Genomic DNA, 22,669 nt, shown 5'->3' on the forward strand with positions numbered 1-22,669 from the left:
GACTTTATTATAGCGGGAAAATGTCGGGGTGACTATCCAAATGTTACGTTTTCTTCGTCTAAATACGGGGAAAAGCTTTCTTTCACGAGAATTTTCCCCATTTTCCGCAGCTCCTGCCTCGCGGCGCGGATGAAATGCTCCATTCCGATCGGCTTCCCGGAGCCCGCCGCGAGGAACGCGGCCGCCAGCGCGATGTTCTTGATGTAGCCTCCCGACACCTCCAGCCGCGCCGCCAGGAACGCCAGATCCACCTCCGCCGATACCGGCGCCTCTGGAGGCAGATGAACGCGGAAGATCCGCTCCCGCTCGGCCGCGTCGGGAAAAGGAAACTTCACGACAAAGCTCATTCTCCGGATCAGCGCCTCGTCCATGTTTTGCAGCAGGTTGGTCGCCAGAATCGACACGCCGTCGTACGCCTCGATCCGCTGCAGCAAATAAGCGGCCTCCAGGTTGGCGTATTTGTCGTGCGCGTCCTTCACCTCCGTCCGCTTGCCGAACAGGGCGTCGCCCTCGTCGAAAAACAGAATCGCGCCGCTGTTCTCCGCCTCGGCGAACAGCTCGCTGAGCCTCTGCTCGGTCTCGCCGATATATTTGCTGACAATTCTCGACAAGTCTATCCGGTACAGCTCCAGCCCCAGCTCTCCGGCGATAATCTCGGCGGCCATCGTCTTGCCGGTGCCCGGCGGACCGGCGAACAGCAGGCTGAGCCCTTTGCCGTACGGCAGCTTGCGGCCGAAGCCCCATCGCTCGTAGACCGTCTCGCGGTTCAGGAAACGGTCGCAAGCCTCGCGAATAAGCGAATACGGCTCGTCCGCGAGCACGAGGTCGTCCCACGTCCTCGCCGGCGCGATCCGGTCGGCAAGCTGCGCCAGCCGATGCCGGAACTGGCCGCGGCTCGCCGCCTCGATCTCGCTCCGCTCCGGCAGCGCGGTTCCGCGGCTCGCCGCCAGCAGCGTCGCCTGCCGCCAGGCGCTGCCGATCTGGCCCGGGGTGAACCGGTACTTGTCCGCCAGCTCCCGCCACATCCCGGACTCGTACTCGCCGGCCCCGTCCAGCGCCTCCGCCTGCCAGAAAGCTTCCCGGACGGAGGCCGGCGGAATGCCGGCCTCGCCGTAAATCCAGCCCGCCGCCTCCGGAACCGGCAGCTCCGAGGGCTGGCGCCGGACCTGCGACGTCCAGCCGATCAGCGGCCGGGCGGCATAGCGCACGTAGCGGTTCAGCGCCGTCTCGATCGCATCGCGGTGAGCCACCTCCGAGCCGGACACCGCATGCTCCTCCCTGAACACGATCGCCGCGCCGGTCAGCGCCGCTTCGCGGACGATCCGCGCCAGCGCCGTCGCCGCACCGTCCCTCTCCTCCGGCAGGCCGCGCAGACGGACGACAAGCAGCCGCTGCCGCCTCTCCCCGGCCAGATGGGCGAGACGCAGCCTTTTGCCTCCGCCGGACGGGCCGGACAGATGAACGAACGGCACATGTCCCCGTCCCGCCGCGCCGCCGTCGGCCAGTCCTTGCAGCGAGCGCATGACCGGATCGTCCGGAACGAGCGCCGGCAGCTCCTCGGGAGGAGACGGCTCATGCGCTTCGACGATGCCGTCCAGACGAGCGTCGAGCGTCTCTGTGCGCAGCAGGTAGCTGATCGTCCGCTCGTCCAGGCGCAGCGCCGTCTTCAGCTTGGGCCGGTTCTGTCCTCCTCCTCCGCCGTACGGCTCCTCCGGCTCGAGCAGCAGGGCGCGTATCGCCGCGCCGCCGCTCAGCAGCTTTCTGGCTTCGGCAGCCTCTTCGGCCGAATCGCAAAGAAGCCGATACGCCAAATCCGGCGTCGGCGCCTTGCAGGTAATGTCGTCGTTGAAATAGGCGTACCATTTCTCGTACTTCCGGCTTGTCTCGGCGGCAAGGCAGAGCACGACGAGTCGGCGCTCCCAGACCGTAAGCCGCAGCCGGGCGCACAGCCGCTGCAAGGGCAGCTCCACGCCGGCGCGCCTGGAGGCTTCGGCGGCAAGGGCAATCTCCCGCTCATGGCTTCTGCGGTCGCGAACGTATTGCAGCCACGCTTCCGGCGGCGCTTCCTCCGCGTCCGCCTCCGGCTCCATCAGCTCCTCCGCGGTAACGACGAGCCCTCTAGGCCCGATCGACGGCTGCGCGAACGGATTGCCTCCGCCCAGCTCCAGCAAAGTCAGCAGCCCCGCGTCCACCCAAGCCAGCTCGGCGTTCAAATGATCCTGTGCGTTCAGAAACGGTTCTACTTGCGCCACTGCTTCCTGCTTCCCCCTTCATAGACACCTCGGCCTCGTTCGCCCATTACGCTCGCGCGACGCAGCACGTTAAGCCCGCTCGACACACCTATTCGCCAAACACTCGCACCCGACAGCTCAATAAGCCCACCCGGCGCGCTTATCCGCCGCCTGGCCTAACGCCGCATCAAAGTCAGCACCGCAATGTCGTCGGACTGCGGAGCTCCGTCCGCGAACATGAAGACGTGCATCAGCAGCGCGTCGATGATCTCGGCGCTGGACATGCCCGGCGTCATCTCGAGAAATTGCCGCAGACGCTCCGACGAATACTGCTCCTGCTCCCCGTTTTCCGCCTCGGTAATGCCGTCGGTGTAGAGCAGCAGACGGTCTCCCGGCTCCAGCAACAGGCGGCCGTCGTGATAGACGGCGTCCTCCATCGCGGCGAGCGGCAGGCTCTTCTTCAGCTTCACCGGCTCGATTTCTCCGCCGGCGCGCACGACATACGGCGTGCAGTGGCCGCCCTCGCTCATGACCAGCTCGCCCGTGGAGCACGTATACACGCCGCAGACGATCGTCGCGAATACGAGCGGGTTGTCGCGCGCCAGTTCTTCGTTGACCATCGTCAGCAGCTCGCCGGGCGACAGGCCCGGGCCCATTTTCCCCTTGAGCAGCGTCAGCGTGACCGCCATGAACAGCGCGGCCGGAATGCCTTTGTCCGAGACGTCGCCAAGCGCGAAGAACAGGTGATCGTCGTCGATCTTGAAGAAATTGTAGAAGTCTCCTCCGACCTCCTTGGCCGATTTGAGCAGCGCGCAGACGTCGTAAGGCTCCTGCGCGGACGGCATCGTGCGCGGCAGGAAGCTCATCTGGATCGTGCCCGCCACCTGCAGCTCGCTCTCCAGCCGCTCCTTGATCGCCGTCGTCGACCGCAGCTCCGCGAGCGACTCCTCGACTTTGGCATACAGCCGCGCGTTCTCCAGAGCGACCGCCATCGGACGGGCCACCTGCTCCAGCAGCAGTCGGTCGCGGTTCGTAAACTTGCCGCCCGTCTTGTTGATGACCTGCAGCACACCCTCGACCTTGTCGCGATTGACGATCGGCACCGTCAGCAGGTTGCGCGTCTCGAACCCGGTGCGCTCCGCCACCCGGTTGGACCATCGCGGATCGGCCTTCGTATCGTTGACGATCAGGCTTTGGCCGCTTTGCGCCACGCTTCCGGCGATGCCTTCTCCGGGCTTCAGCCGGATTTCCCGGACCTGCGCCCCCTTCTCCCCCTGAGCCAGCTCGAAAAACAGCTCGTCCGTCTCGGGGTCGACCAGCAGCACCGAAGCCGCCTCGACCGGCAGCACCCGCTTGGCCGTATTCATGATCAGCTCCATCTGTTCGCCGCGCTTTAAGGTCGAATTCAACTGCATGCTGATTTCCAGCAGCGCTTTCATCCGGCGAAGCCGCATCCGCACGAGCGCGTATACCGCTCCCGCTCCGGCCGCAGCCCCGACGAGCGCTCCGACGGCCGCCCATTGCCCGTCCATTCGATCACCTGCTTTCGTTTGCGAGCGATGCGCTGCCTATGCTTTCAAGCGCTCGAGCGCTTCCTCGGTCGATTCCGCCGTTTCGAGAATGCTTAGGAAGCCCGACATCTCGAACACGTCCCGCACCTGGTCGTTCATGCTCGCGCAGATGAGCCGCCCCTGCAGACTTCTGACTTTCTTCGCCGCCACCAGCACGACGCGCAGCCCCGCGCTGCTTATGTACTGCATGGCCGAGAAATCGAATACGAACCGGGTGTTGCCCTCCGCGGTCAAAGACAGGAACGAAGCCTCCGCCGTCTGCGCGTGCTGCCCGTCCAGACGTCCTTCTATGCTCATGATAGCCGCGCCCTCGCGCTGCGTCGTTACAATAATCACCGTTAATCTCCTCCCGAATGCGTTAAGCGGGCCGGCCTTCCGATCGGCGGAAGCCGGGCCGCGATGTCAGATCGTTTTGCGAAGAATGATCCGGTTGCCCGTGTCCGTGCGCTCGTAGATGAATTCGTTCATCATCCGTCTCACGAAGAAGATGCCGAGCCCCCCGATCCTCCGCTCTTCCAGGTCCGGCGACAGGTCCGGCTCCTCGAACTCCAGCGGGTTAAACGGCACTCCCTCGTCCTCCAGCCTGATCTCGACCGCTGACGGGGACGATTGCACGGACAGCGTAATGACGTGCCGTCCGCCTTGCGGGAATCCGTAATTGATCGTATTGGTCAGCAGTTCCTCGCAGCTTAGCGTCATGTCGAATTTCAACCGGTCCGGCCAGTTCGCCCGCGCGCCGATCTCCTCGAAAAAAGCGTGCAGCCGCTCCAGCTCGTCCAGCCGGTTGTCCAGCCGAATGACCGCTTCTCCCGTGCGGCCCTCTTCCTTGTCCGTCAATACGCCACCCCCGCTCCCGTTCGCCGGCGTTCGAGTTTTTTCCGCTTTCTCCATCATAACATATCAATCTGGCGTTTTAATGCAGTTTTTGACAAAAGGATAGCAGATCTTGTACTTGCCGGATTGTTAAAAAGAAAAAGCAGCGATCGGCGCCTGGCCTTCGCTGCTCTCTTCGTTAAACGCGGAGTTGCGGCAGACGGGAACGGGGAACGCTCGAGGGGAACGCCGCTGTCTACTGCCGGGGCCGGACGCGCCGGGTGGCCTCCGCCTCCAGCGGGTTGTCCGGCCAATAGTGCTTCGGGTAGCGTCCTTTCAAATCCTTGCGCACCTCGAAATAGGCGCCGCTCCAGAAGCTCGCGAGATCGCGCGTCACCTGGACGGGCCGCTGCGCCGGCGACAGCAGACGAAGTGTCAGCGGCACGCGTCCGCCCGCGATGCGCGGCGTCTCCGGCAGGCCGAACAGCTCCTGCAGCCGCACCGCCACGAACGGCGCGTCCGGATCGCCGTAATCGATCGGAACGCGCGAGCCGCTCGGCACCGTCCAATGCGTCGGCGCCTCCTCGTCCAGCCGCCGGCGGCGCTCCCAGGGCAGCGCGGCCTCCAGCAGCTCCTTCACGTTCAGCTGCTGCAGATCGGCGCGGCTTTTCATGCCGTCGGCATATCCCGCCAGCCAATCCTCCAGCGTCGCCAGCAGCGCCTCGTCGGACAAGTCCGGCCACGACTCGTCGTGGCGGCGCGCGAACGCCGCCCGCTCCTGGAACTGGCGCGCCGCTTTCGTCCACGGCAGCAGCTCCAGCCCTTCGGAGCGGATCCCCTCCAGCAGCACCCTCGTCCGCAGCTCGTCGGGAAGCTGGCCGAGCGGCTTCTCCTCCAGCACGATCGCGCCCAGCTTCCGCCGTCCCCGTCCGCGAACGGCCTTCGCTTCGGCGTCCCAGAAGACGTCCGATTCGGCGGTGACGGCCTCCGGCATGACTGCGGTCAATCGCTCCAATACCGCCGGGGCGGCAAGACGAATGCGGCTGTCCGCCCCCGCGTCGTCGACGTCCGCGACGACAACCCACGGCTCGCGGATCAGCTCCTGTCCCCGACCGAACTCCGCGCCGCGGCCGCCGCTAAGCAAATACTTGCCGCTCTCCCGCTGGCGGCCGATCCGGTCCGGATAAGCGAAGGCGAGCAGCAGCCCGCAGTCGTCGGCCCGCTCCTTCCCTTCGCCCGACGGCTCGGCTCCCAGCTCGCGCCGCAAGCGCCGCGCCTCCTCGTTCAAGCGTCTGCGCGTTCCTTCGTCGGCCTGGTACGCGCCGTAACCGCGCAGCGCCTCGATTCGGGCCCGCAAATCCGCCGTCGGCGTTTGTCCGCCGGAATACCGCAGCAGATCCCGCTCCTCCAGAACGACCGCGATATCGCAAGCCAGGCTCCCCAAGCCGAGCGGCAGCGAGCGCAGCAGCATGTGAGCGATTCGCGGATGCTTGCCCAGCTCGGCCATTCTGCGTCCGTGCTCCGTCGCATTCCGCCCGCTGCCGTCCAGCGCGCCCAATTGCCCCAGCAATTCGCGGGCCTGCTGCAGCGCCCGCGCCGGAGGGGCGTCCAGCCAGTCGAGCTCGCCCGGATCGCCGATGCCCCATACGGCCAGCTCGAGCAGCAGAGGCGCCAGGTCCGCTTCCATCATCTCGGGTTGGCTGCGGGGCGGCAAGGCCGACTGCTGCTCGGCGCTCCACAGCCGGTAACAGACGCCCGGCCGCAGGCGTCCCGCGCGCCCCCGCCGCTGGTCTGCCGACGCGGCGGACACCGTTACGGTGTCCAGCCTCGACATGCCCGTGCGCGGCGAGAACCGGGAGACCCGCATCAAGCCGCTGTCGATAACGACCGTGACGCCCTCCACCGTCAAGCTCGTCTCCGCCACGGACGTCGCCAGCACGATTTTGCGCTCCCCTTCGGGGAGCGGTGCCAGCGCCCTGTCCTGCTCTTCGTGCGACAGTCCGCCATGCAGCGGAAGTACGCGAACGTTAAACGCGGAATCCCGCAGCCTTTCCCTCAGCCGGGCTTCCGCGGCACGAATTTCCGCCATCCCCGGCAGGAAAACAAGCAGGTCCCCCTCGTGGGCTCGCAGCGCGTCCATCGCCGCCCGGGCGACGGCTTCCTCCGTCTTCTCCGCGGTCGGCTTGGGCCGGTAGACCGTCTCCACCGGGAAGCTTCGGCCGGAGCTTCGAACGACCGGCGCTCCCCCGAGCAGCGCGGCCGCCGGCTCCGCCTCGAGCGTCGCGCTCATGACGAGCAGCTTCAAGTCCTCGCGCAGCAGCGCCCGGGACTGCAGACTGAGCGCAAGCCCCAGGTCCGCCTGCAGGCTCCTCTCGTGAAACTCGTCGAAAATAACGAGACCGACGTCCTCCAGCGCGGGGTCGGCCTGCAGCATCCGCGTCAGCACGCCCTCCGTCACCACCTCGATCCGCGTCTCCGCCCCGACCTTTGTGTCCATTTTCACCCGATAGCCGACCGTCCGGCCGACCTGCTCTCCCAGCGCCTTCGCCATATAAGCGGCGGCGCTTCTCGCCGCGAGCCTGCGGGGCTCCAGCATGACGATTTTGCGGCCCTGCAGCCAAATCTCTCCGAGCAGCGCCAGCGGAACCCGGGTCGTCTTCCCCGCACCGGGTTCGGCGACCAGCACCGCGCCGCCGCTTCCGGCCAGCGCCCGCTTTAATTCCGGCAGCGCCTCGTCTATCGGTAAAGGCGAATTCGACATCACGCCCGATCGCTCCTTCCGTACATCGCAAGCTCGAATCTTTCATCGTTGTCAGCTTACCATTTTCGGAAGCGATGCGAAACCGGTGTGCTCGGCACGGGGGCGTTCCGCAAATAAGCAGGGTCGCACGTTTTGTGCGACCCTGCTTGGGGGACACCCTGTGGCGAAGATGCGGCTCAGCCGCGCTTCTGCATGGCGAGCCATGCCATCAGAGACAGCTCCTTGCTGTCCACAGCAACCGGCTTTCCGTCGTAATCGAGACGGCAATCGTCGTTAAAGAGATAGATCCAGGCAAAATGACCGGGGTACGCGAACGGTTCCTCCCCTTCATCGTTAAACAAACCGTAGAGATCGACCACTCGATCGAACAACGAGAAATGCACGTTCCGCGCTCCGGCCTTGATCAACCGCTCATACGTCGGGATCGCCGTCTCTTCCGGCTTCACGACGGAATCGTCCCTAGAGTGCGTAAACCAGATCGGCATGGACTTGATCGCCTCGATGTCCGCGTCGCTTACGGTTTCATCGTACAGCGCCTCGCATACCGGATACGCCGCCGCGAAGAAGTCGGGATAATCCAGCACCATCCGCATCGTCATGAATCCGCCGTTGGAGCAGCCGCCGATGTAGATGCGATTCGCGTCGATCGCCGCATCGTTGCGGGCGACGAACTCGTCGATCAGCGCTTTTAGAGCTTGGACATACCTGGATTTCCCCGATCGGCCGTATTGCCCGGAGCCGTCGTCCATCCAGAAGGTCGGAACCTGCGGCACCAATACGAACGCTCCGCCGAACTTGGCCTGGATGTCGTCTCCGGCCAGATGGACGACTTTGTTGCCCGCGTAGGCGACCGTCGGATCCTCTCCGCCTTCCCCCGCTCCATGCAGCCAAATAATCAGGGGTCTTCTGCCGCCCCCGGTCTGCGGCGCGAAGCAGCCGTATTTCAGCGGCTCCTCTCCATAAGACGAAACGCCGTGCAGAAACTTCTCCGCCTGCCGCATCGTATCGCCCGCGCACCGGTCGAATACGAGCCCGGTCAGCGGCTCCGCCTCCGTCGGAATCTCGGCGATCTGGGTAATCCGGTAGTCGCAGAACACGAATTCGTTCCGTTCATTCGGCGCGGCGAGCGGGGAGATTACGCCAAACGGCCGAAGCTTCATCTCCAGCGCGACGAAATCCCCTTCCTCCCTGCGTTCCCCGCTTCGGGAGGAGGGATAGGCATCCCTCACGATGCCGTAGCCTTTGCTGGGCGCCTTCGCCTCGGGCTCCTCCCAGCTTTTCGGAAGCCTAAGCGTCTCTCCCCCGGCGTCCTTGCGTTCCACGTAGACGTTGAAGCATTCCGGTCTTACCGCAGCCGCCTTCACGCGCGCGCCAAGCGGCAAAACCAGCTTCGTGTGGAACGGCCCCAGGTCGGTAATCTCCGTAATCGTGTAATAGATGCTGCCCATACGTATTCCCCTCTCACCTATGGCGTCTATTCCGACTTCGTTAATCTAACGGCCATGTATGGCTTTCCGGGCAGCTCGATGCGGAACGCGCCTTCGTAAGTGCCGTCGAGCCGCTCAATCGTCATGTTCCACGTATCGATGACCTCGACCTTGTACGTCGTGCCCGGCTTGCGGTTAAAGTTCCGGAACCGCGGCTGGTTAAAGCCGAAATAGTACAAATAATATTCGTCCTTCACTCCGGCGCACGGCACGTCCCAATCCGACGGCAGCGGATTCAGCACGCCTCCGGGACTTTCTTCCGTGATTCGGCGCAGGAAAGCGATGCGTTCCGGGCTCGTGCCGGACAATCGGCCGCCTTTGGACCACCAGAGCGTCTCCTCGGGGTTCAGGTAAGTCTCCCCGTGTCCGACGTACCCGCCGCGTACCGCGCCTTCCCAGAAGCGCCGCGTCATTTCTTCGCCGGTAATGTTGCCCCAGCCCTGGTCGATGTCGCCCTCGTACGCGCATTCGTCGATCACGATCGGCTTTTGCCACTTTTCCCGCCATTCGGTTGTCGCCTCGGACGTCTTGTACACGTCGACCCGCTGAATGCTGCAATGCGTCACCCACGGTTTGCCGAAATCGTAGAAGGCGAAGCAGTTATGATTGGAGATAAGATGGCCGGCAGGATCGTTCTCCGTCACGATTCGCGCGAAGCGTTCCCAATCGTCCAGCTCCTTGTTCCACAGCAAATCGTACTCGTTCGCCAGCGACCACCAGACGTTGCGGTACGCGGACAGCCGGGCGGTAATGTAGCGCAGGTAGCGGTCGTCGGCCGCCGGCCCCATTTCCGAATAGCCCCAACGGTCGTAAGCATGGAACAGGATCAAGTCCGCCTCGATGCCGAGTCTGCCCAGGTCGGCGATGCGATTTTCCAGGTGGCGGAAAAAAGCCGGATTAAAGCGGGTGTAATCCCACCCTTTCTCCAAGGAGCCTTCGAACGGATAATAGACGGGTTCGTTGAAGTTGAACAGGTACGACTTCGGAAACACGCACATCCTCAATTTGTTGAACGGCGAAGCCTTCAGCGTCCCCAGCGTCTGCTCTTCCAGCTCCGCGCCCTGATGGGTCCAGGCGTAACACGTCGTGCCGACCGGAATGTAGGAGGTGCCGTCCTCGTAAGCAAAATGATACGTATCCTTCACGCGGACGGGCCCGCGGTTGCCGGGAGACGGAGCCGCGACCCGGAAGGCGCCCTCGATGCCGTTCAGGGAGCGGGCGTTGCTCGCCGTGCGGAACGTCCACTCGCCCCGGGCGTCCGGCATGAAGCGGATGCGGTACACCCCGTCTCCGTCATAAAATCCGCCCATGCGAACCGTTTTGTCCCCGTGCCGGAATTCGGCTGTCAGAGACACGTCGGTATACGGGTTGCCGTGGCTGGGGCCGTGCAGCTCGATTTCGCAAACGCCCCACTGCTCGGCCTCCTCCGGCGACCGCAAGCCCGCGGAGCCCTCCGGCACGACGGCGGGCTCGTATTCGGAGGACGGCGCGGCTTCCGTCTCCTGAGCCGGCTCTTCGGAATCCGCCGATGCGCCGGTCGATTCGGCCAACTCGGCCAATGTCTCGGCGATCCAATCCGGCTGATCCAATTCCTCCTGACGATATTTGTAGATCGTCTCGAGGGTCATGCTCTTGAGGAGCGATAGAATATGAGGCGGCGCCGAGAGCAAATCCGGCAAGCGCTGAACCAGAACTTCCCGGGCCGCTTCGTTCCTGAAAATGATGCCGATGCGCGTCTTCTCGGTAAAAGCCATAACGGATGAATCTCCTTTCGCAGGCGGCGTGCTCAGCCGTTCAATCGTCTCAACAAGCTTTCCAGGTCTTGCTCGCTTAGCGCGCCTCCGCTGAAGCCGACCAGGCCGCGGAGCGGCAAATATTTCATCATCGCCTGCATCATCTCCGCGCCTTCTCCGTCCGGATCGGCCGCCATCGCGCCGAACGGGGTTTGGCCGATCCATTCCGTTACGGCGGCCTTCGCCTCCGGATTGCCCATCAAATCGCCAATCGTGCTGTTGCGATGATAGACAGGCTTAGCGGCCGCGGTCGACTCGACGAAGATCGAGCCCGACAGCGCCAAATCCCGCGACGAGCTCCCGATCGCGATTTCGAAGTCGCCCGTTTCCACGCGCCAATCCCGATGGGCCGTATCGTAGTAGGCGAACGAGCGTTTATCGAGCGTAAAAGCGACGGTTTTCGTCTCGCCCGGCCGCAGATCGACTTTGGCGAACCCCTTCAATTCCTTAAGCGGCCGGATGACGGAGCTTTGCGCGTCGCGTACGTACAGCTGGACGATTTCTTTGCCGGCGCGGTCCCCCGAGTTCCGGACGTCTGCGGTGACCGTCACCTCTTCGTCATCCCGGATCGCGCTCTTGCCGATCGTCAAATTCGCATAGTCGAACTTCGTGTAGCTGAGCCCGAAGCCGAACGGGAACAGCGGCTCGATCGCTTTCGCATCATAGTAGCGGTATCCGACGAACAGCCCTTCCCTGTACTCAACGCGATCGCCTTCTCCGGGGAAGCTCAGCTGCGACGGATTATGCTCCAGGCGCACGGGGAACGTCTCCGCCAATTTGCCGCTCGGATTGGCGTCGCCGAACAGCAGGTCCGCGATCGCCCCGCCCAGCGCCTGGCCTCCGAGATAGGCCTCCAACAGCCCTTTGATGCTGCCGAGCCATGACATCTCGACGGGCGCCCCGTTGCTCAGCACGACGACCGCGTTCGGCTGCGCCTCCGCGACGGCTTGGATCAGCGCGATCTGGTTGGCCGGCAGCCGCAGATGCGTTCGGTCGAACCCTTCCGACTCGTAGCGGTCCGGCAGGCCCGCGAAGATAACCGCCGCGTCGGCGGCCGCGGCCGCTTCCTTCGCTTTCGCCGTCAGCTCCTCATCCGGCTCGTCCGACTTCAGGTCGTAGCCTTGGGCGTATACGACACGCGAGCCGTCTCCCGCGGACTCGACGATCTCCTCGCGGATATCCTCCAGCTTGGTCGGCTTGATATGGGAGCTTCCTCCCCCTTGGTATCGGGGCTTCGCCGCAAGCTCGCCGATCACGGCGATCGTTCCGCCTTTGCGAAGCGGCAGGATGCCTCCCTCGTTTTTCAACAGCACCATGCTTTCGCGCGCGACTTCGCGGGCCAGCGCGTGATGCGCTTCGGCATCGTAGGACGCGCCTTCTTTTTTATGATCGACGGCTTTGAAGACGAGCCCAAGCAGCCGTTCGACCGCGCGATCCAGCTTCTCTTCCGGCAGCTTGCCGCTGCGTACGGCTTCGACGATTTTGCGGTCGCCCGCCCCGCCGCTCGAAGGCATCTCCAGCTCCAACCCCGCCGCCAGTCCCGCTTCGCGCTCGTTGACGGCGCCCCAATCCGAGACAACGATGCCTTCGTGGCCCCATTCGTCCTTCAGAATGTCGGTCAGCAAATATTCGTTCTCGGAGGCGTACGTTCCGTTCACCTTGTTATAGGAACACATGACCGTCCAAGGCTGAGCCTCCTTCACCGCTTGTTCGAAGCTGGCCAGATAGATTTCGCGCAGCGTGCGCTCGTCGACCACGGAATCGCCGGTCATGCGGCGGTGCTCCTGGTTGTTCGCCGCAAAATGCTTCAGCGAAGTGCCGACTCCCTGGCTCTGAACGCCTTCGATGTGACTGGAGGCCAGGCGGGAACTCAAATACGGGTCCTCGGAAAAGTATTCGAAGTTGCGGCCGCAGAGCGGGGAACGCTTGATGTTCGCTCCCGGCCCGAGCAGCACCGCGACGTCTTCCGCCTGGCACTCTTCTCCGAGGGCAACGCCGACCTTGCGGATCAACTCGCGATCCCAGGAGCTCGCCAAGCCGGCGGCCGAAGGGAAGCAAGTCGCCGGAACGCTGTCGAACAGCCCGAGGTGGTCGGCGGGCGCCTGCTGCTTCCGAAGACCATGGGGACCGTCGGTCAGCATGATCGACGGAATGCCGAGGCGTTCGATTCCTTTCGTATGCCAGAAATCAAGGCCCGAACATAGGCCGGCCTTCTCTTCCAATGTCATTTGCGCGATCAAGCTTTGAATATCGCGAGCCATTTGGTCCACCTCCATGCAGGAATGGTATTTCCGATGAGAAGGGAGTTAACCTATAAGCAACCAGAGCTCTTCCGAACGATTATCGATAGAGAAGGGCCGGCGTCTCTACCTCCTTCCAGTCTCCAAGAGACAGATGACCTTCTTTTTTCATCAATAATCTGGTATTCCCTTACTTATAGGATAACTCCTTCTTCTTTCCCTCAGCGGAGCCGATTATTGCACGTTGTTCGCTTGCGCCCACTCGTCCAGCTGCTTCTGCTTTTCGGCGACGATTTTATCGAGTCCGGCATCCTTCAGCTTGCGAACGAATTCGTCCAGCTTGGACGGATCGATCGTGCCCGATTCCAGCCCGGCCTTGTACTGGTTGTTGACGTTGAGCACCGCGGCGACCTCCGTCTTCACCGGCGAGGAATCGAACGAGAAGCCGAGCGCCTTGGAGAACGTCGAATTTTTGTTGAACTCCTTCGTTTGCTCCCAGATCGTCGGGTCCATCCCTTCCCACACTTTGGCCAACGAATTGTTGCCCACTTCCCATTGGTTAAAGACGTATTCGCTGCCGCCTTCCGGCGCTTTGATCTGGCCGTTGCCGGCATCCACGTAGTGCTTGCCTTCCACGCCGTTGGCGATCAGGTTGGCGACGTCCTTGTCGGTATAGAGCAGGTTCAGCAATTGAGCGGCGCGATCGGCGTCCTGCGTGTTTTTCGGAATCGAGATCATGAATCCCGTACCGGAGTCGGAGGTCGAGATCGGCGGCACGATGCTCCCGGTCACCATCTCCCGTCCGTTAACCGTCGTTTCCTGGGCGGCGAAGCCCGGCTTCATGTTGCTGAGGTAGCTGAAGCCTTTGCCCGCTTTGATCAAGCTGTTATTACCCTCCTGCGTCGTCGCCGCGTCCGGCATAATGTAGCCGGCCTGGTACCATTTGCGGGCTTGATGCAGCGCGTCTTGGTACAATTGCGTCTCGTACAGGTTGACCACTTTCAAGTCCTGATTTTCGATGATCAGAACGCCCGGCGTATCTCCCAGATAGTCGATATAGCCGCGGACGAGCTCGTTGGCGATGCCGTTCGTCTGGCTGCGCTGGACGAGCGGGTAGACGCCCGGTTCGTTGTCTTTGATTTTTTGGAAAATCGGATCGAGATCTGCATACGATTCCACGTTGTCGAACGTCAGGCCGTACTTGTCCATCAGTTCTTTGCGGGCGGCGATGCCGTGGTCGGCCGCCGTGTCCCGTATGCTCGGCACGCCGTACATTTTGCCGCCGATTTTGGTGGAGTTGAAGATCGCGGGCTCCATCGTGTCCTGGATCGTCGGCGCGTACTTGGGAAGCAGATCGTCGAGCGGAAGCAGCTGCCCTTTGGCTACCTGCGAGCTGTAGTTGAAGAAAGAAGAAGTGACGAGCAGGTCGACCGGCTCGTTGCCGGCCAAGAGCAGGTTAACCTGCTGTGTCCAAGCGCCGATGTCGATCGGCATCAGCTTAACCGTAGCGTTGATTTTGGCTTTCGTGATCTTGCTGATTTCTTCCTGAACGAGGCCGACTTCCTTCATATTCCCGATTCCCATGAACGCAAGCGTAAGCTCCAATTCCTTGTCGTTGGACGAAGAGCCGGATGAGGCCGGAGTCGAGCCGGAGCTTGCGGGCGACTCGGAGGAGCTGCCCGAATTGTTGGAGCCGCCGCAAGCGGAGAGCAGCAGACACAGGACGAGCAGGACGGCAAGCGGTAAAACGGCTTTCGATTTTCTTTGCATGAGATTTCCCCCTAGATAGAATTGAACGCACAATCTATACCAACCGGACCCGAAGGCCGGAACTGGCCTGGCGGAAAACAACCTTTACTTGACCGCTCCGATGGTAAGGCCTTTGACGAAGTATTTCTGGAAGAACGGATAGATCAGAATGAGCGGCAAAATTCCTACGACGGCCATCGCCATGCGAACGGCGTTCATCGGCAGGTTGACCGCCATATTCTGCCCGCCGAAATTGTTCTGCTGAAGAAACTGGATATTGACGAGCATCCGGTTGAGCAGATTCTGGATACTGAACAGCCGCGGTTCCGTAATGTAGATCAGCCCGTTAAACCAATCGTTCCAGTAGTTGATCGTCAGCATCAAGCCGATCGTCGCCAGAATGGGCAGCGACAGCGGCAGAACCATGCGGTAGAAGATCCTGAACTCGGAGGCTCCGTCGATGTACGCCGATTCGATGATTTGAACCGGAATGGAATTGGCGAAGAACGTTCGAATGAGCAGAATGAAAAATCCGTTCGTCAGCAGCCCCGGAACGATCAGCGCCATCAGCGTGTTCTTCATGTGGAACACTTCCGTGTAGATCAGATAGGTCGGCACCAGGCCGCCGTTGAACAGGAGCGTGAAGAACACCAGGAAGCTGAGAAGGCCGCGCATCGGCATGTCCCGCCGGGACAACGGATAGGCGAGCAGAGCGCTGATCAGCAAGCCTGCGAAGGTGCCGACAAGCGTGATCAGGACGGTGACGCCGTAAGAATTGAACATCGCCGACTTTTGCGACCACAGGTACGTATAGGCTTCCAGGCTGAATTCCTTCGGCCAGAACGAATATCCGTTGTTCACGATCGACGATTCGGACGAAACCGACGACATGAAGAGCAGCGCGAAAGGAATCAAGCACAAGGCGGCAAGCACAATGAAAATCGCATGGACGGCAACCTGGTTCATATCGTTGGTTTTCATGGGCGTTCCCCCTTTCTGTCTAGAACAAGGCGTTCTCCTTGTTGCGCCGGCTGACGATGTAGTTGGAGAGAAGCACGAGAACGAATCCGACCAGCGACTGGTAGAGACCGGCCGCGGAGGACATTCCGATGTCTCCGAGAGTCATCAAGCCGCGGTACACGTAAGTGTCGATAACGTCCGTCACCGGCTGAAGCGGACCGGAATTGAGCGGCACCTGATAAAACAACCCGAAGTCGGAGTAGAAAATACGGCCGATCGCGAGCAGGGTCATAATGGTAATCGTAGGCGCGATAAGCGGCACCGTAATGCTGCGGATTTGATGCCATTTGCCGGCTCCGTCGATCGTGGCCGCCTCGTAATATTCGTTGTCGATTCCGACGATCGCGGCCAGGAAGATGACGCACAGATAACCCGTAGCTTTCCACAATTGAACGATCGTCAGAATATAGGGCCAATACTTCGGTTCGAAGTACCACGAGATCGGTTCCATCCCGAGCATCGGAAGCAAGTTCAAGTTCAGATAGCCGCTTTCCGCGCTGAGCATCGACAGGACGAGATAACCGACGATGACCATCGAAATCAGGAAAGGAAGCAGAATGACGCTCTGGTAGAAGCGAGCCGCGAGCTTGTTTCTGACCTCGTTCAGCAGAATCGCGACCGATATGGCGAACGTCGTATTGAGAACGATGAACGATCCGTTGTACAGAATCGTGTTCCGGGTAATGACGAACGCGTCCTTCGTCTTGAACAAATACTCGAAGTTTTTGAAGCCGATCCAGTCGCTGCCGAGAATGCCTTTGGCATAGTTGATGTCCTTGAAGGCGATGACCACGCCGAACATCGGCAAATAGTTGTTCATGACGAGATAGGCGAAGCCCGGAATCATCATGAGAAACAATGCCCGGTAGCGCTTGAGCTTCTTGAACGTCGCAACCCATCCTGTCTTTGCCACTGCTGTCCCCTTCTTTCCTGCCTTTCGTTATGCTTTCATTCTAAAGCCCGCGAGGACAGGCCGCTTACCAAAAAAACGACTTCCGACTTGCAAAATTCCGACTTCCTGAACAACGGAAAACAAAGGCAGCCCTCTCGTCTCCTTTCTCCCTTTCACGCTATCCCCTTCCGTCAGTCCGTCCGCTTCTTCCCGCTCCACTTTCCACTCCTTTTGCCGCTATCCCCTTCCGTCAGTCCGTCTGCTTCTTCCCGCTCCATTTCCACTACTTTCGCCGCTATCCCCTTCCATCAGTTCGTCTGCTTCTTCCCATCCCACTTTCCACTCCTTTTGCCGCTATCCCCTTCCGTCAGTCCGTCCGCTTCTTCCCACTCCACTTTCCACTCCTTCTGCCGCTATCCCCTTCCGTCAGTCCGTCCGCTTCTTCCCGTCCCACTTTCCACTCCTTTTTCCGCTATCCCCTTCCGTCAGTCCGTCCACTTCCTACCGCTCCACTTCCCATTCCTTTTGCCGCTATCCCCTTTATTCAGTGCACACCATGCCTATCTTTCCGATTTTTGCCCCTTTTTGCCGCTATCCCTTCCGTTCAGTCCACGCTCCCGCTGTCTTCCACTATCTCGCCTTTTGCCGCTATCCCTTTGAGTCAGTTGAGAGTCACGTTCAGTTGCCCGCCAATTGCATCCATTCTTCCACAATCACCTGTCCTGAACTCACGAAGTCTAGCGGTCTCTCCCGGCCTGGGAAACCGATTCGAGCCTCACTGCAACAACCCCATAAATTGGGATGATCCGCTCCTTTTCGAACGGGCCAAAGCCAATCCCTCATCCGCGGCAAAAGAACGGAAAAGGCACGACGTACATATTCAAATGTGGCGCAGAAAACCTGACTAGACGGGATAGCGGCAAATGAACAGAGAAGGCACTATGTGCAAATTCAGAATGTAGCGTAGAAAGCCTGAGTAAACGGGATAGCGGCAAATGAACGGAAAAGGCACTACGTACATATTCAGAATGTGGCGCAGAAAACCTGACTAGACGGGATAGCGGCAAATGAACAGAGAAGGCACTATGTGCAAATTCAGAATGTAGCGTAGAAAACCTGAGTAAACGGGATAGCGGCAAATGAACAGAGAAGGCACTATGTGCAAATTCAGAATGTGGCGCAGAGAACCTGAGTGGACGGGATAGCGGCAAATGAACGGAGAAGGCACTATGTGCAAATTCAGAATGTGGCGCAGAGAACCTGAGTGGACGGGATAGCGGCAAATGAACGGAAAAGGCACGACGTGCATATCCAGAATGCTGTGCAAATAAAGCCTGAGTGGACGGGATAGCGCTAAAAGAGAAAGGACCGCCAGAGGAACGAATTTCGTTCCTTGACGGTCCCCCCTCTGTCCTTCCTAATGCCGCTGGGCCCGTTTGCGGTAGTCCACCGGATTCATGCCGGTCGCTTTCTTGAAGATGGTCGAGAAATACGACAGATTCGAATACCCGGAAGCGATCGCGATGTCGCTGACGGATTGGCCCGTCCCCGCGAGAAGCTCCTTCGCGTAATCGATTCTCGTCGTCTGCAGGTAGTCCGAGAGCGACATGCCCGTCTCCTTCTTGAAAATCCGGGTCAAATAGTCCGGATTCAGAAACACATGGCTCGCGACGACTTCCCGGGACAAATCCTGCTGGCCGATCTGCTCCAAAATATATCGCTTCGCTTTATCCACGACGGACAAATTCTCTTCGATGGAATGGATATGGTTCATCGCCACTTCGATCACGTAACGGGTCCACTCCTGCAGAGAGGAAAGCGAACGAAGCACCGATTCCGGCTTGTCCGTCAGCAGATTGTGAGCGAATACCCGATTGGCCTGCAGTCCCTTGGATTGCAAAACGAAGAACACCATCTGCAGGAAGTCCTGATAAAATGAATGAACGGTTTGCGCGTCTGCGCCGCTGCCCGTTCCTTTCCAGGATTCCAGATAAAGCGAGACTTGGCCGATCAGTTTGTCGCGGGACCCCTGCTTCATCCACTCGCCCCATTCGGCCAAAGGGGCCGGCTTCATCGGGTTTTCCGGCCTCCGCTTCTCGCCAAGAATGAATGTGCGATTCACCTGCGTAACGTTGTTTTCATCCAGCTCCTGCAGCCTCCGCAGCATATCCGCCAGTTCGTGAAGAGCGATCATGCCGCCGAAGTAACAGCTAAGATCGCAATACAAATATTGATTGCAATTGCGGATGAACGCATCTCCGTGCTCCCGGATTTGCGCTTCTTCGTCCGGCTCGTCCAGAGGCGCGATCATGAGCAAAGCTCCGTCTTCAACCGGAATGACGGCCGTTCCCGGAACCGACTTCATCACTTCCTCCAGCACGTTGCGAATCGCGTATTCCATAATTCTCCGGTCTCGCTCGGACAATTCCTTGTGCCATCTCTGCACGCGAATATACAGGGGCATAAACCGGACGTCTTCGGAGTACGGCAATCCCGCCGCGCTCAGATGCTCCTGAATGGCAGACGGGTTCGATGGGATTTTCCGGTGGATCAGGTCCTGCCAGAACCGATCCGCTACGACGGGACGATGGTACTCCCACAGCTTGCGGTAATGATGATGGGTTTCCTCGAAGGAGCGCAGCTCTTTTTCCTTCTTCATTTTGCCGAGCGCTTTCCCGACGACGACTTCCAGCTCCGAATAATCGACCGGCTTGAGCAGGTAGTCGAAGCTGTCCAACTGAATCGCCTGTTTCGCAAACGCAAAATCGGAATGGCAGGTCAGGAAGATCGTCTCCGTCTCCGGAAAACGCTCCTTAACCCACGCGGCCAGCTCCAGGCCGGAGCCCTGCGGCATCTCGATATCGCACACCATCAGATGGATCGGATGGTTTTGAAAAATCTCTTGGGCCTGCTTCATGCTCAGTGCCGTATGAACGTCGCCGACATCCAGGCGCTTCCAGTTCACCCCGGCCTGCAAACCTCTAACCGCATGAATCTCATCGTCCACGATCAACGCATGATACATCGCGAATCACCCCGTTTTCTTGTCCATCGGTATTTCGATCCGCACGACCGCGCCCCGGCCGGCTTCGTTGTAGAAGTCGATCGTCGCCTTTTCCTGGTACAGCAGCCGCAGCCGCCTTCTCGCGTTCCATATTCCGATCTGTTCTCCGCTCTCGCTTTCCGCTTGCGGTTCCGGGTCCAGCGCAAGCCGCTTGAGCACTTCGTCGGGAAACCCGGCTCCGGTGTCCTTAACGTGGATGACGAGCCGGGAATCTCCCGAAGCGTCTTCAGCCTGCGCGACCTCGACGTCGATCCGGATCGGCTCGTCCATGTTCACAGCGTATTTGATCGTGTTCTCCACCATCGTCTGCACGATGAGCGGCGGAACCTCTTGTTCGAGCAGTTCCTCCGGCTTGTCGACGCGATACTGGAACATGTCGGGAAAGCGCAGCTGCTGAATCCGCAAATAGTTCGCCGTATGGGCGAGCTCGTCGCCGAGCGGCACGAAGTAGGAGCTGCTGCGAAACATGAAGCGGAAGTAGGAGACGAGACATTTGGACATCTCCTGAATCAGGGAGAACTCTTTGACCGTCGCCAAGTTATAAATGATGTTGAGCGTGTTCAGGAAAAAATGCGGGTTGATCTGAAGCTGCAGATGCTTCAGCTCCGCGCGCTGATGATTCAGCTTTTCCTCGTATACGTTGATTTTCAGGTGGTGGATTTCTTCGATCATCCGATTAAACGTCTCGTTCACGATCTGAAACTCGGTGGACGTCGGCTTCTGATCCAGTCGGGAGTCCCAGTTGCCGTCCCGAAGCTTGCGCATCGCGATGACGATCCGTTTGACCGGCTTCAGGAAAATGCTCCTCATCATAAAGACGAATACGAGAAGAAACAGCACCGCCGCGACGGAAATGATCGACGAAACCCGCTGAAGATACGGCAGCTTCTGCAAAATCTCTTTTTCGGGCACGATCGCCACAAGATTGAAGTTGCCCCGTTCGGATTTCTCGCCCATAACCAGGTAGGTGTCTCTGCCTTCTCCGCTGATGGCGTAGGATTCGCTGGGGAAATTCAAGTCGATGCCCTTGTCCTCGATCAAATCGTCGTGGCTCATCGGCTCGTTGTCCTCCGTCGTAATCACCGCCGCGCCGGACTCCCCCAGATCGATCAGATTCAAAGGGACCATCAGCTTGTCGCTGCCGATCCATGCCCCCATATACACGTTGCCGGACTTCATGAGATGGAACAAATAGTCGCCGCTCTCGCCGTTCCAGACATGCCAGCGGGAATAATCGATCGTGCCGGCTTCGCTTTCCACCATCCTCAGCATTTCTTGTCTCGCCATTTCGCGCGCTTCGAAGTTGTCGGGCAGCGTCTGGCTGATCACGAGGTCCCGGTTGACCGAGGAGTACACGTAGAAAGCGTCCAGGGTAGGATAATAGCCCAGATCGTCCCTCAAGGTGCTGAACAGCGTCAACTTCGCGATATTATAGCGGTCCTCGTCCCGCGACTTGGGAAATTCCATGTCCAGAATGCTCAAGTTGCTCTCCAGAGTGTTGGCCAAATATTTGTCGACCTCTTCCAGCCTTTGATCGATCTGGCCCATGTACAGGCCGAGCATGTTTTTATTGGATTGGGCGACCTGGTTGCGGACCACGTCTACCGAGTAAAAGTTGTTGATGACAAGCACGGTGACGAGAGGGACGAAAATGACCAAAACGGCGGCGAAAAATTTGAAGCGGAGAGAGTTGACGTAGGGTTGGATTTTGCGCACGGCCGCCGTTCCTCCTTCGCATTCGGTGGGATTGTCATTGTATTATAGCTCTTCCGATACGTCCGCGATATACGCGAAAAGGAGCGTATTTGCCATCGTTCTCCCTTGCCTGACGGCCATCTGATCGCCTCCGCCTGTTCAATCGGGAAGCCCTGCTCCCATTGTACTGACGGCCGTTCCCGGACGCTTTCGATTTGCCGACCAAATGTTTGGTTTTCACGACCGATTTGCCTCGGCGCGCACGACGAAGAGACCGGAACAGCGCTCAAGCGGCTGCTTGGCGATACCGGTCTCTTCTCTTTTCCGGAGATTGCCCGACTGACGGGAAGCGGATTACGTCGTGACCGTCACCGTCGTTGCAGGATCGAAGTTGACGATTTCCAGAACGATCGGCGTATTGAGGTCCAGGTCGATCGTCTCTCCGTCTTCCGGAGTCAACGTCAACGTCGTCGTCGAAAGAGTGATCAAATCGTCCATTTGCGGTATGCCGTTTACGTAAACCGTTCTGTAGCCGTTATCCGTCGCGACGGCCTCGAACGCGGTCGCCGCGTCCCCCGTATCCGCGAAGAAGCTCGTCGCAGCCAGCACGAGCGGCGCCGCGTTCGTGACCGTAACCGGCGCGGGCACAACGTAATAGTATTTCGAGACGGCCGGATTGGAGGTCGTCTCTGCGGTCGCTTCGACCGTGACCGCAATATTGAAGATCGTTAAAGCCATGGCATTTTCCCCCTTTCTCCAGCTCGGACGGACTGGACTTCCCGGCTCGTTCGCTCGGAAGTCCCTATAGCTTATGTCCGTATCCGGCCTTTGATAGGGCTAATCCTGCCGCCATCTTCCCCATTTCAAGCGGTCTCCGCCCGGAACCGCACCGTTTCCAGGACAATCGCCGTTCCCGCCTTCAGCGTCTGTCCGGTCGCGGCGATCGCGACGGATTCGGGGGTCACGCGATAAAGCCCGCCCTGCTGCATCACGCCGTTAACGAACAAGTTATAATATCCCCGTTCGCCGGCGATCGGCAGCTCGACAGCCGGAGCCCCGGCGTCGTTCACGAACGCGTCCGCCCGAATCGCGACTTCGCTGTGAAAGTCCAAATCCGCGGGCAGCACGTGAAAATGCCGCAGCACGGTCGGAAATACGTTTACGGGACGAACGCGCGCTGCCGTCGGGCCCCGTGCGCGCTTGCTCCCGCGGCCGACACGCGGCCGTCCGCGCTTCGCTTTTCTTCTCGCCGCCGCTCGACGGCACCGGCAGCATCGGCAGCATTTGTTGCGCCGCCTGGCGCAGGCGCGCGCTTTCCCCCGTTTCCGCACGAAACCGAGCCCTCCTCTCCGC

At 60.2% G+C, this 22,669-nt stretch carries 15 protein-coding genes; all 15 read right to left on the reverse strand.

Annotated features, from left to right (window positions below; all coding sequences use genetic code 11):
- Positions 1 to 32: 32 nt before the first annotated feature.
- The 15 genes from ACFFT4_RS09960 to ACFFT4_RS10030 all read right to left on the reverse strand — a co-directional run bounded on the left by ACFFT4_RS09960 (position 33) and on the right by ACFFT4_RS10030 (position 22,647).
- Positions 33 to 2,252 (reverse strand): ATP-binding protein, encoded by a 2,220-nt coding sequence (locus tag ACFFT4_RS09960; RefSeq protein WP_378047234.1) that lies wholly within the window; start codon positions 2,250 to 2,252, stop codon positions 33 to 35.
- A 155-nt stretch (positions 2,253 to 2,407) separates the two neighbouring features.
- Positions 2,408 to 3,763, reverse strand: coding sequence for a PP2C family protein-serine/threonine phosphatase (locus ACFFT4_RS09965; protein ID WP_378047236.1), 1,356 nt, complete (start codon positions 3,761 to 3,763; stop codon positions 2,408 to 2,410).
- Between the two features lie 36 nt (positions 3,764 to 3,799).
- On the reverse strand, positions 3,800 to 4,138 hold the full coding sequence (locus ACFFT4_RS09970) for an STAS domain-containing protein (RefSeq protein WP_378047238.1): 339 nt from the start codon (positions 4,136 to 4,138) through the stop codon (positions 3,800 to 3,802).
- Positions 4,139 to 4,204: 66 nt separating this feature from the next.
- Positions 4,205 to 4,639 carry an ATP-binding protein gene (locus tag ACFFT4_RS09975; RefSeq protein ID WP_378047239.1) on the reverse strand — a complete coding sequence of 145 codons (435 nt, stop codon included), beginning with the start codon at positions 4,637 to 4,639 and terminating at the stop codon, positions 4,205 to 4,207.
- 232 nt (positions 4,640 to 4,871) lie between these two features.
- Positions 4,872 to 7,376: an ATP-dependent helicase HrpB gene (gene hrpB / locus ACFFT4_RS09980; protein WP_378047537.1), complete on the reverse strand. Its 2,505-nt coding sequence runs from the start codon at positions 7,374 to 7,376 to the stop codon at positions 4,872 to 4,874.
- A gap of 176 nt (positions 7,377 to 7,552) precedes the next feature.
- On the reverse strand, positions 7,553 to 8,824 hold the full coding sequence (locus ACFFT4_RS09985; protein ID WP_378047241.1) for a prolyl oligopeptidase family serine peptidase: 1,272 nt from the start codon (positions 8,822 to 8,824) through the stop codon (positions 7,553 to 7,555).
- Between the two features lie 26 nt (positions 8,825 to 8,850).
- Complete coding sequence (locus tag ACFFT4_RS09990) at positions 8,851 to 10,617, reverse strand: DUF5605 domain-containing protein (RefSeq protein ID WP_378047243.1); 1,767 nt, start codon at positions 10,615 to 10,617, stop codon at positions 8,851 to 8,853.
- Positions 10,618 to 10,649: 32 nt separating this feature from the next.
- Entirely contained in the window at positions 10,650 to 12,917 is a 2,268-nt protein-coding gene (locus tag ACFFT4_RS09995) for a beta-glucosidase family protein (RefSeq protein ID WP_378047245.1), read from the reverse strand.
- A gap of 213 nt (positions 12,918 to 13,130) precedes the next feature.
- On the reverse strand, positions 13,131 to 14,666 hold the full coding sequence (locus ACFFT4_RS10000; protein WP_378047246.1) for an ABC transporter substrate-binding protein: 1,536 nt from the start codon (positions 14,664 to 14,666) through the stop codon (positions 13,131 to 13,133).
- Between the two features lie 84 nt (positions 14,667 to 14,750).
- A complete protein-coding gene (locus ACFFT4_RS10005; RefSeq protein ID WP_378047248.1) occupies positions 14,751 to 15,626 on the reverse strand; it encodes a carbohydrate ABC transporter permease in 876 nt (291 codons plus the stop codon).
- Between the two features lie 19 nt (positions 15,627 to 15,645).
- Complete coding sequence (locus ACFFT4_RS10010) at positions 15,646 to 16,515, reverse strand: ABC transporter permease (RefSeq protein ID WP_378047539.1); 870 nt, start codon at positions 16,513 to 16,515, stop codon at positions 15,646 to 15,648.
- Between the two features lie 1,459 nt (positions 16,516 to 17,974).
- On the reverse strand, positions 17,975 to 19,582 hold the full coding sequence (locus ACFFT4_RS10015) for a helix-turn-helix domain-containing protein (protein ID WP_378047249.1): 1,608 nt from the start codon (positions 19,580 to 19,582) through the stop codon (positions 17,975 to 17,977).
- A 6-nt stretch (positions 19,583 to 19,588) separates the two neighbouring features.
- Positions 19,589 to 21,337: a sensor histidine kinase gene (locus tag ACFFT4_RS10020; RefSeq protein ID WP_378047250.1), complete on the reverse strand. Its 1,749-nt coding sequence runs from the start codon at positions 21,335 to 21,337 to the stop codon at positions 19,589 to 19,591.
- 333 nt (positions 21,338 to 21,670) lie between these two features.
- Complete coding sequence (locus ACFFT4_RS10025; protein WP_378047252.1) at positions 21,671 to 22,054, reverse strand: DUF4183 domain-containing protein; 384 nt, start codon at positions 22,052 to 22,054, stop codon at positions 21,671 to 21,673.
- A 125-nt stretch (positions 22,055 to 22,179) separates the two neighbouring features.
- Positions 22,180 to 22,647 (reverse strand): DUF4183 domain-containing protein, encoded by a 468-nt coding sequence (locus ACFFT4_RS10030; protein WP_378047254.1) that lies wholly within the window; start codon positions 22,645 to 22,647, stop codon positions 22,180 to 22,182.
- Positions 22,648 to 22,669: the final 22 nt, after the last annotated feature.

Source organism: Cohnella cellulosilytica (genome assembly GCF_042431195.1).
In the GTDB taxonomy this organism is placed as follows: domain Bacteria; phylum Bacillota; class Bacilli; order Paenibacillales; family Paenibacillaceae; genus Cohnella; species Cohnella cellulosilytica.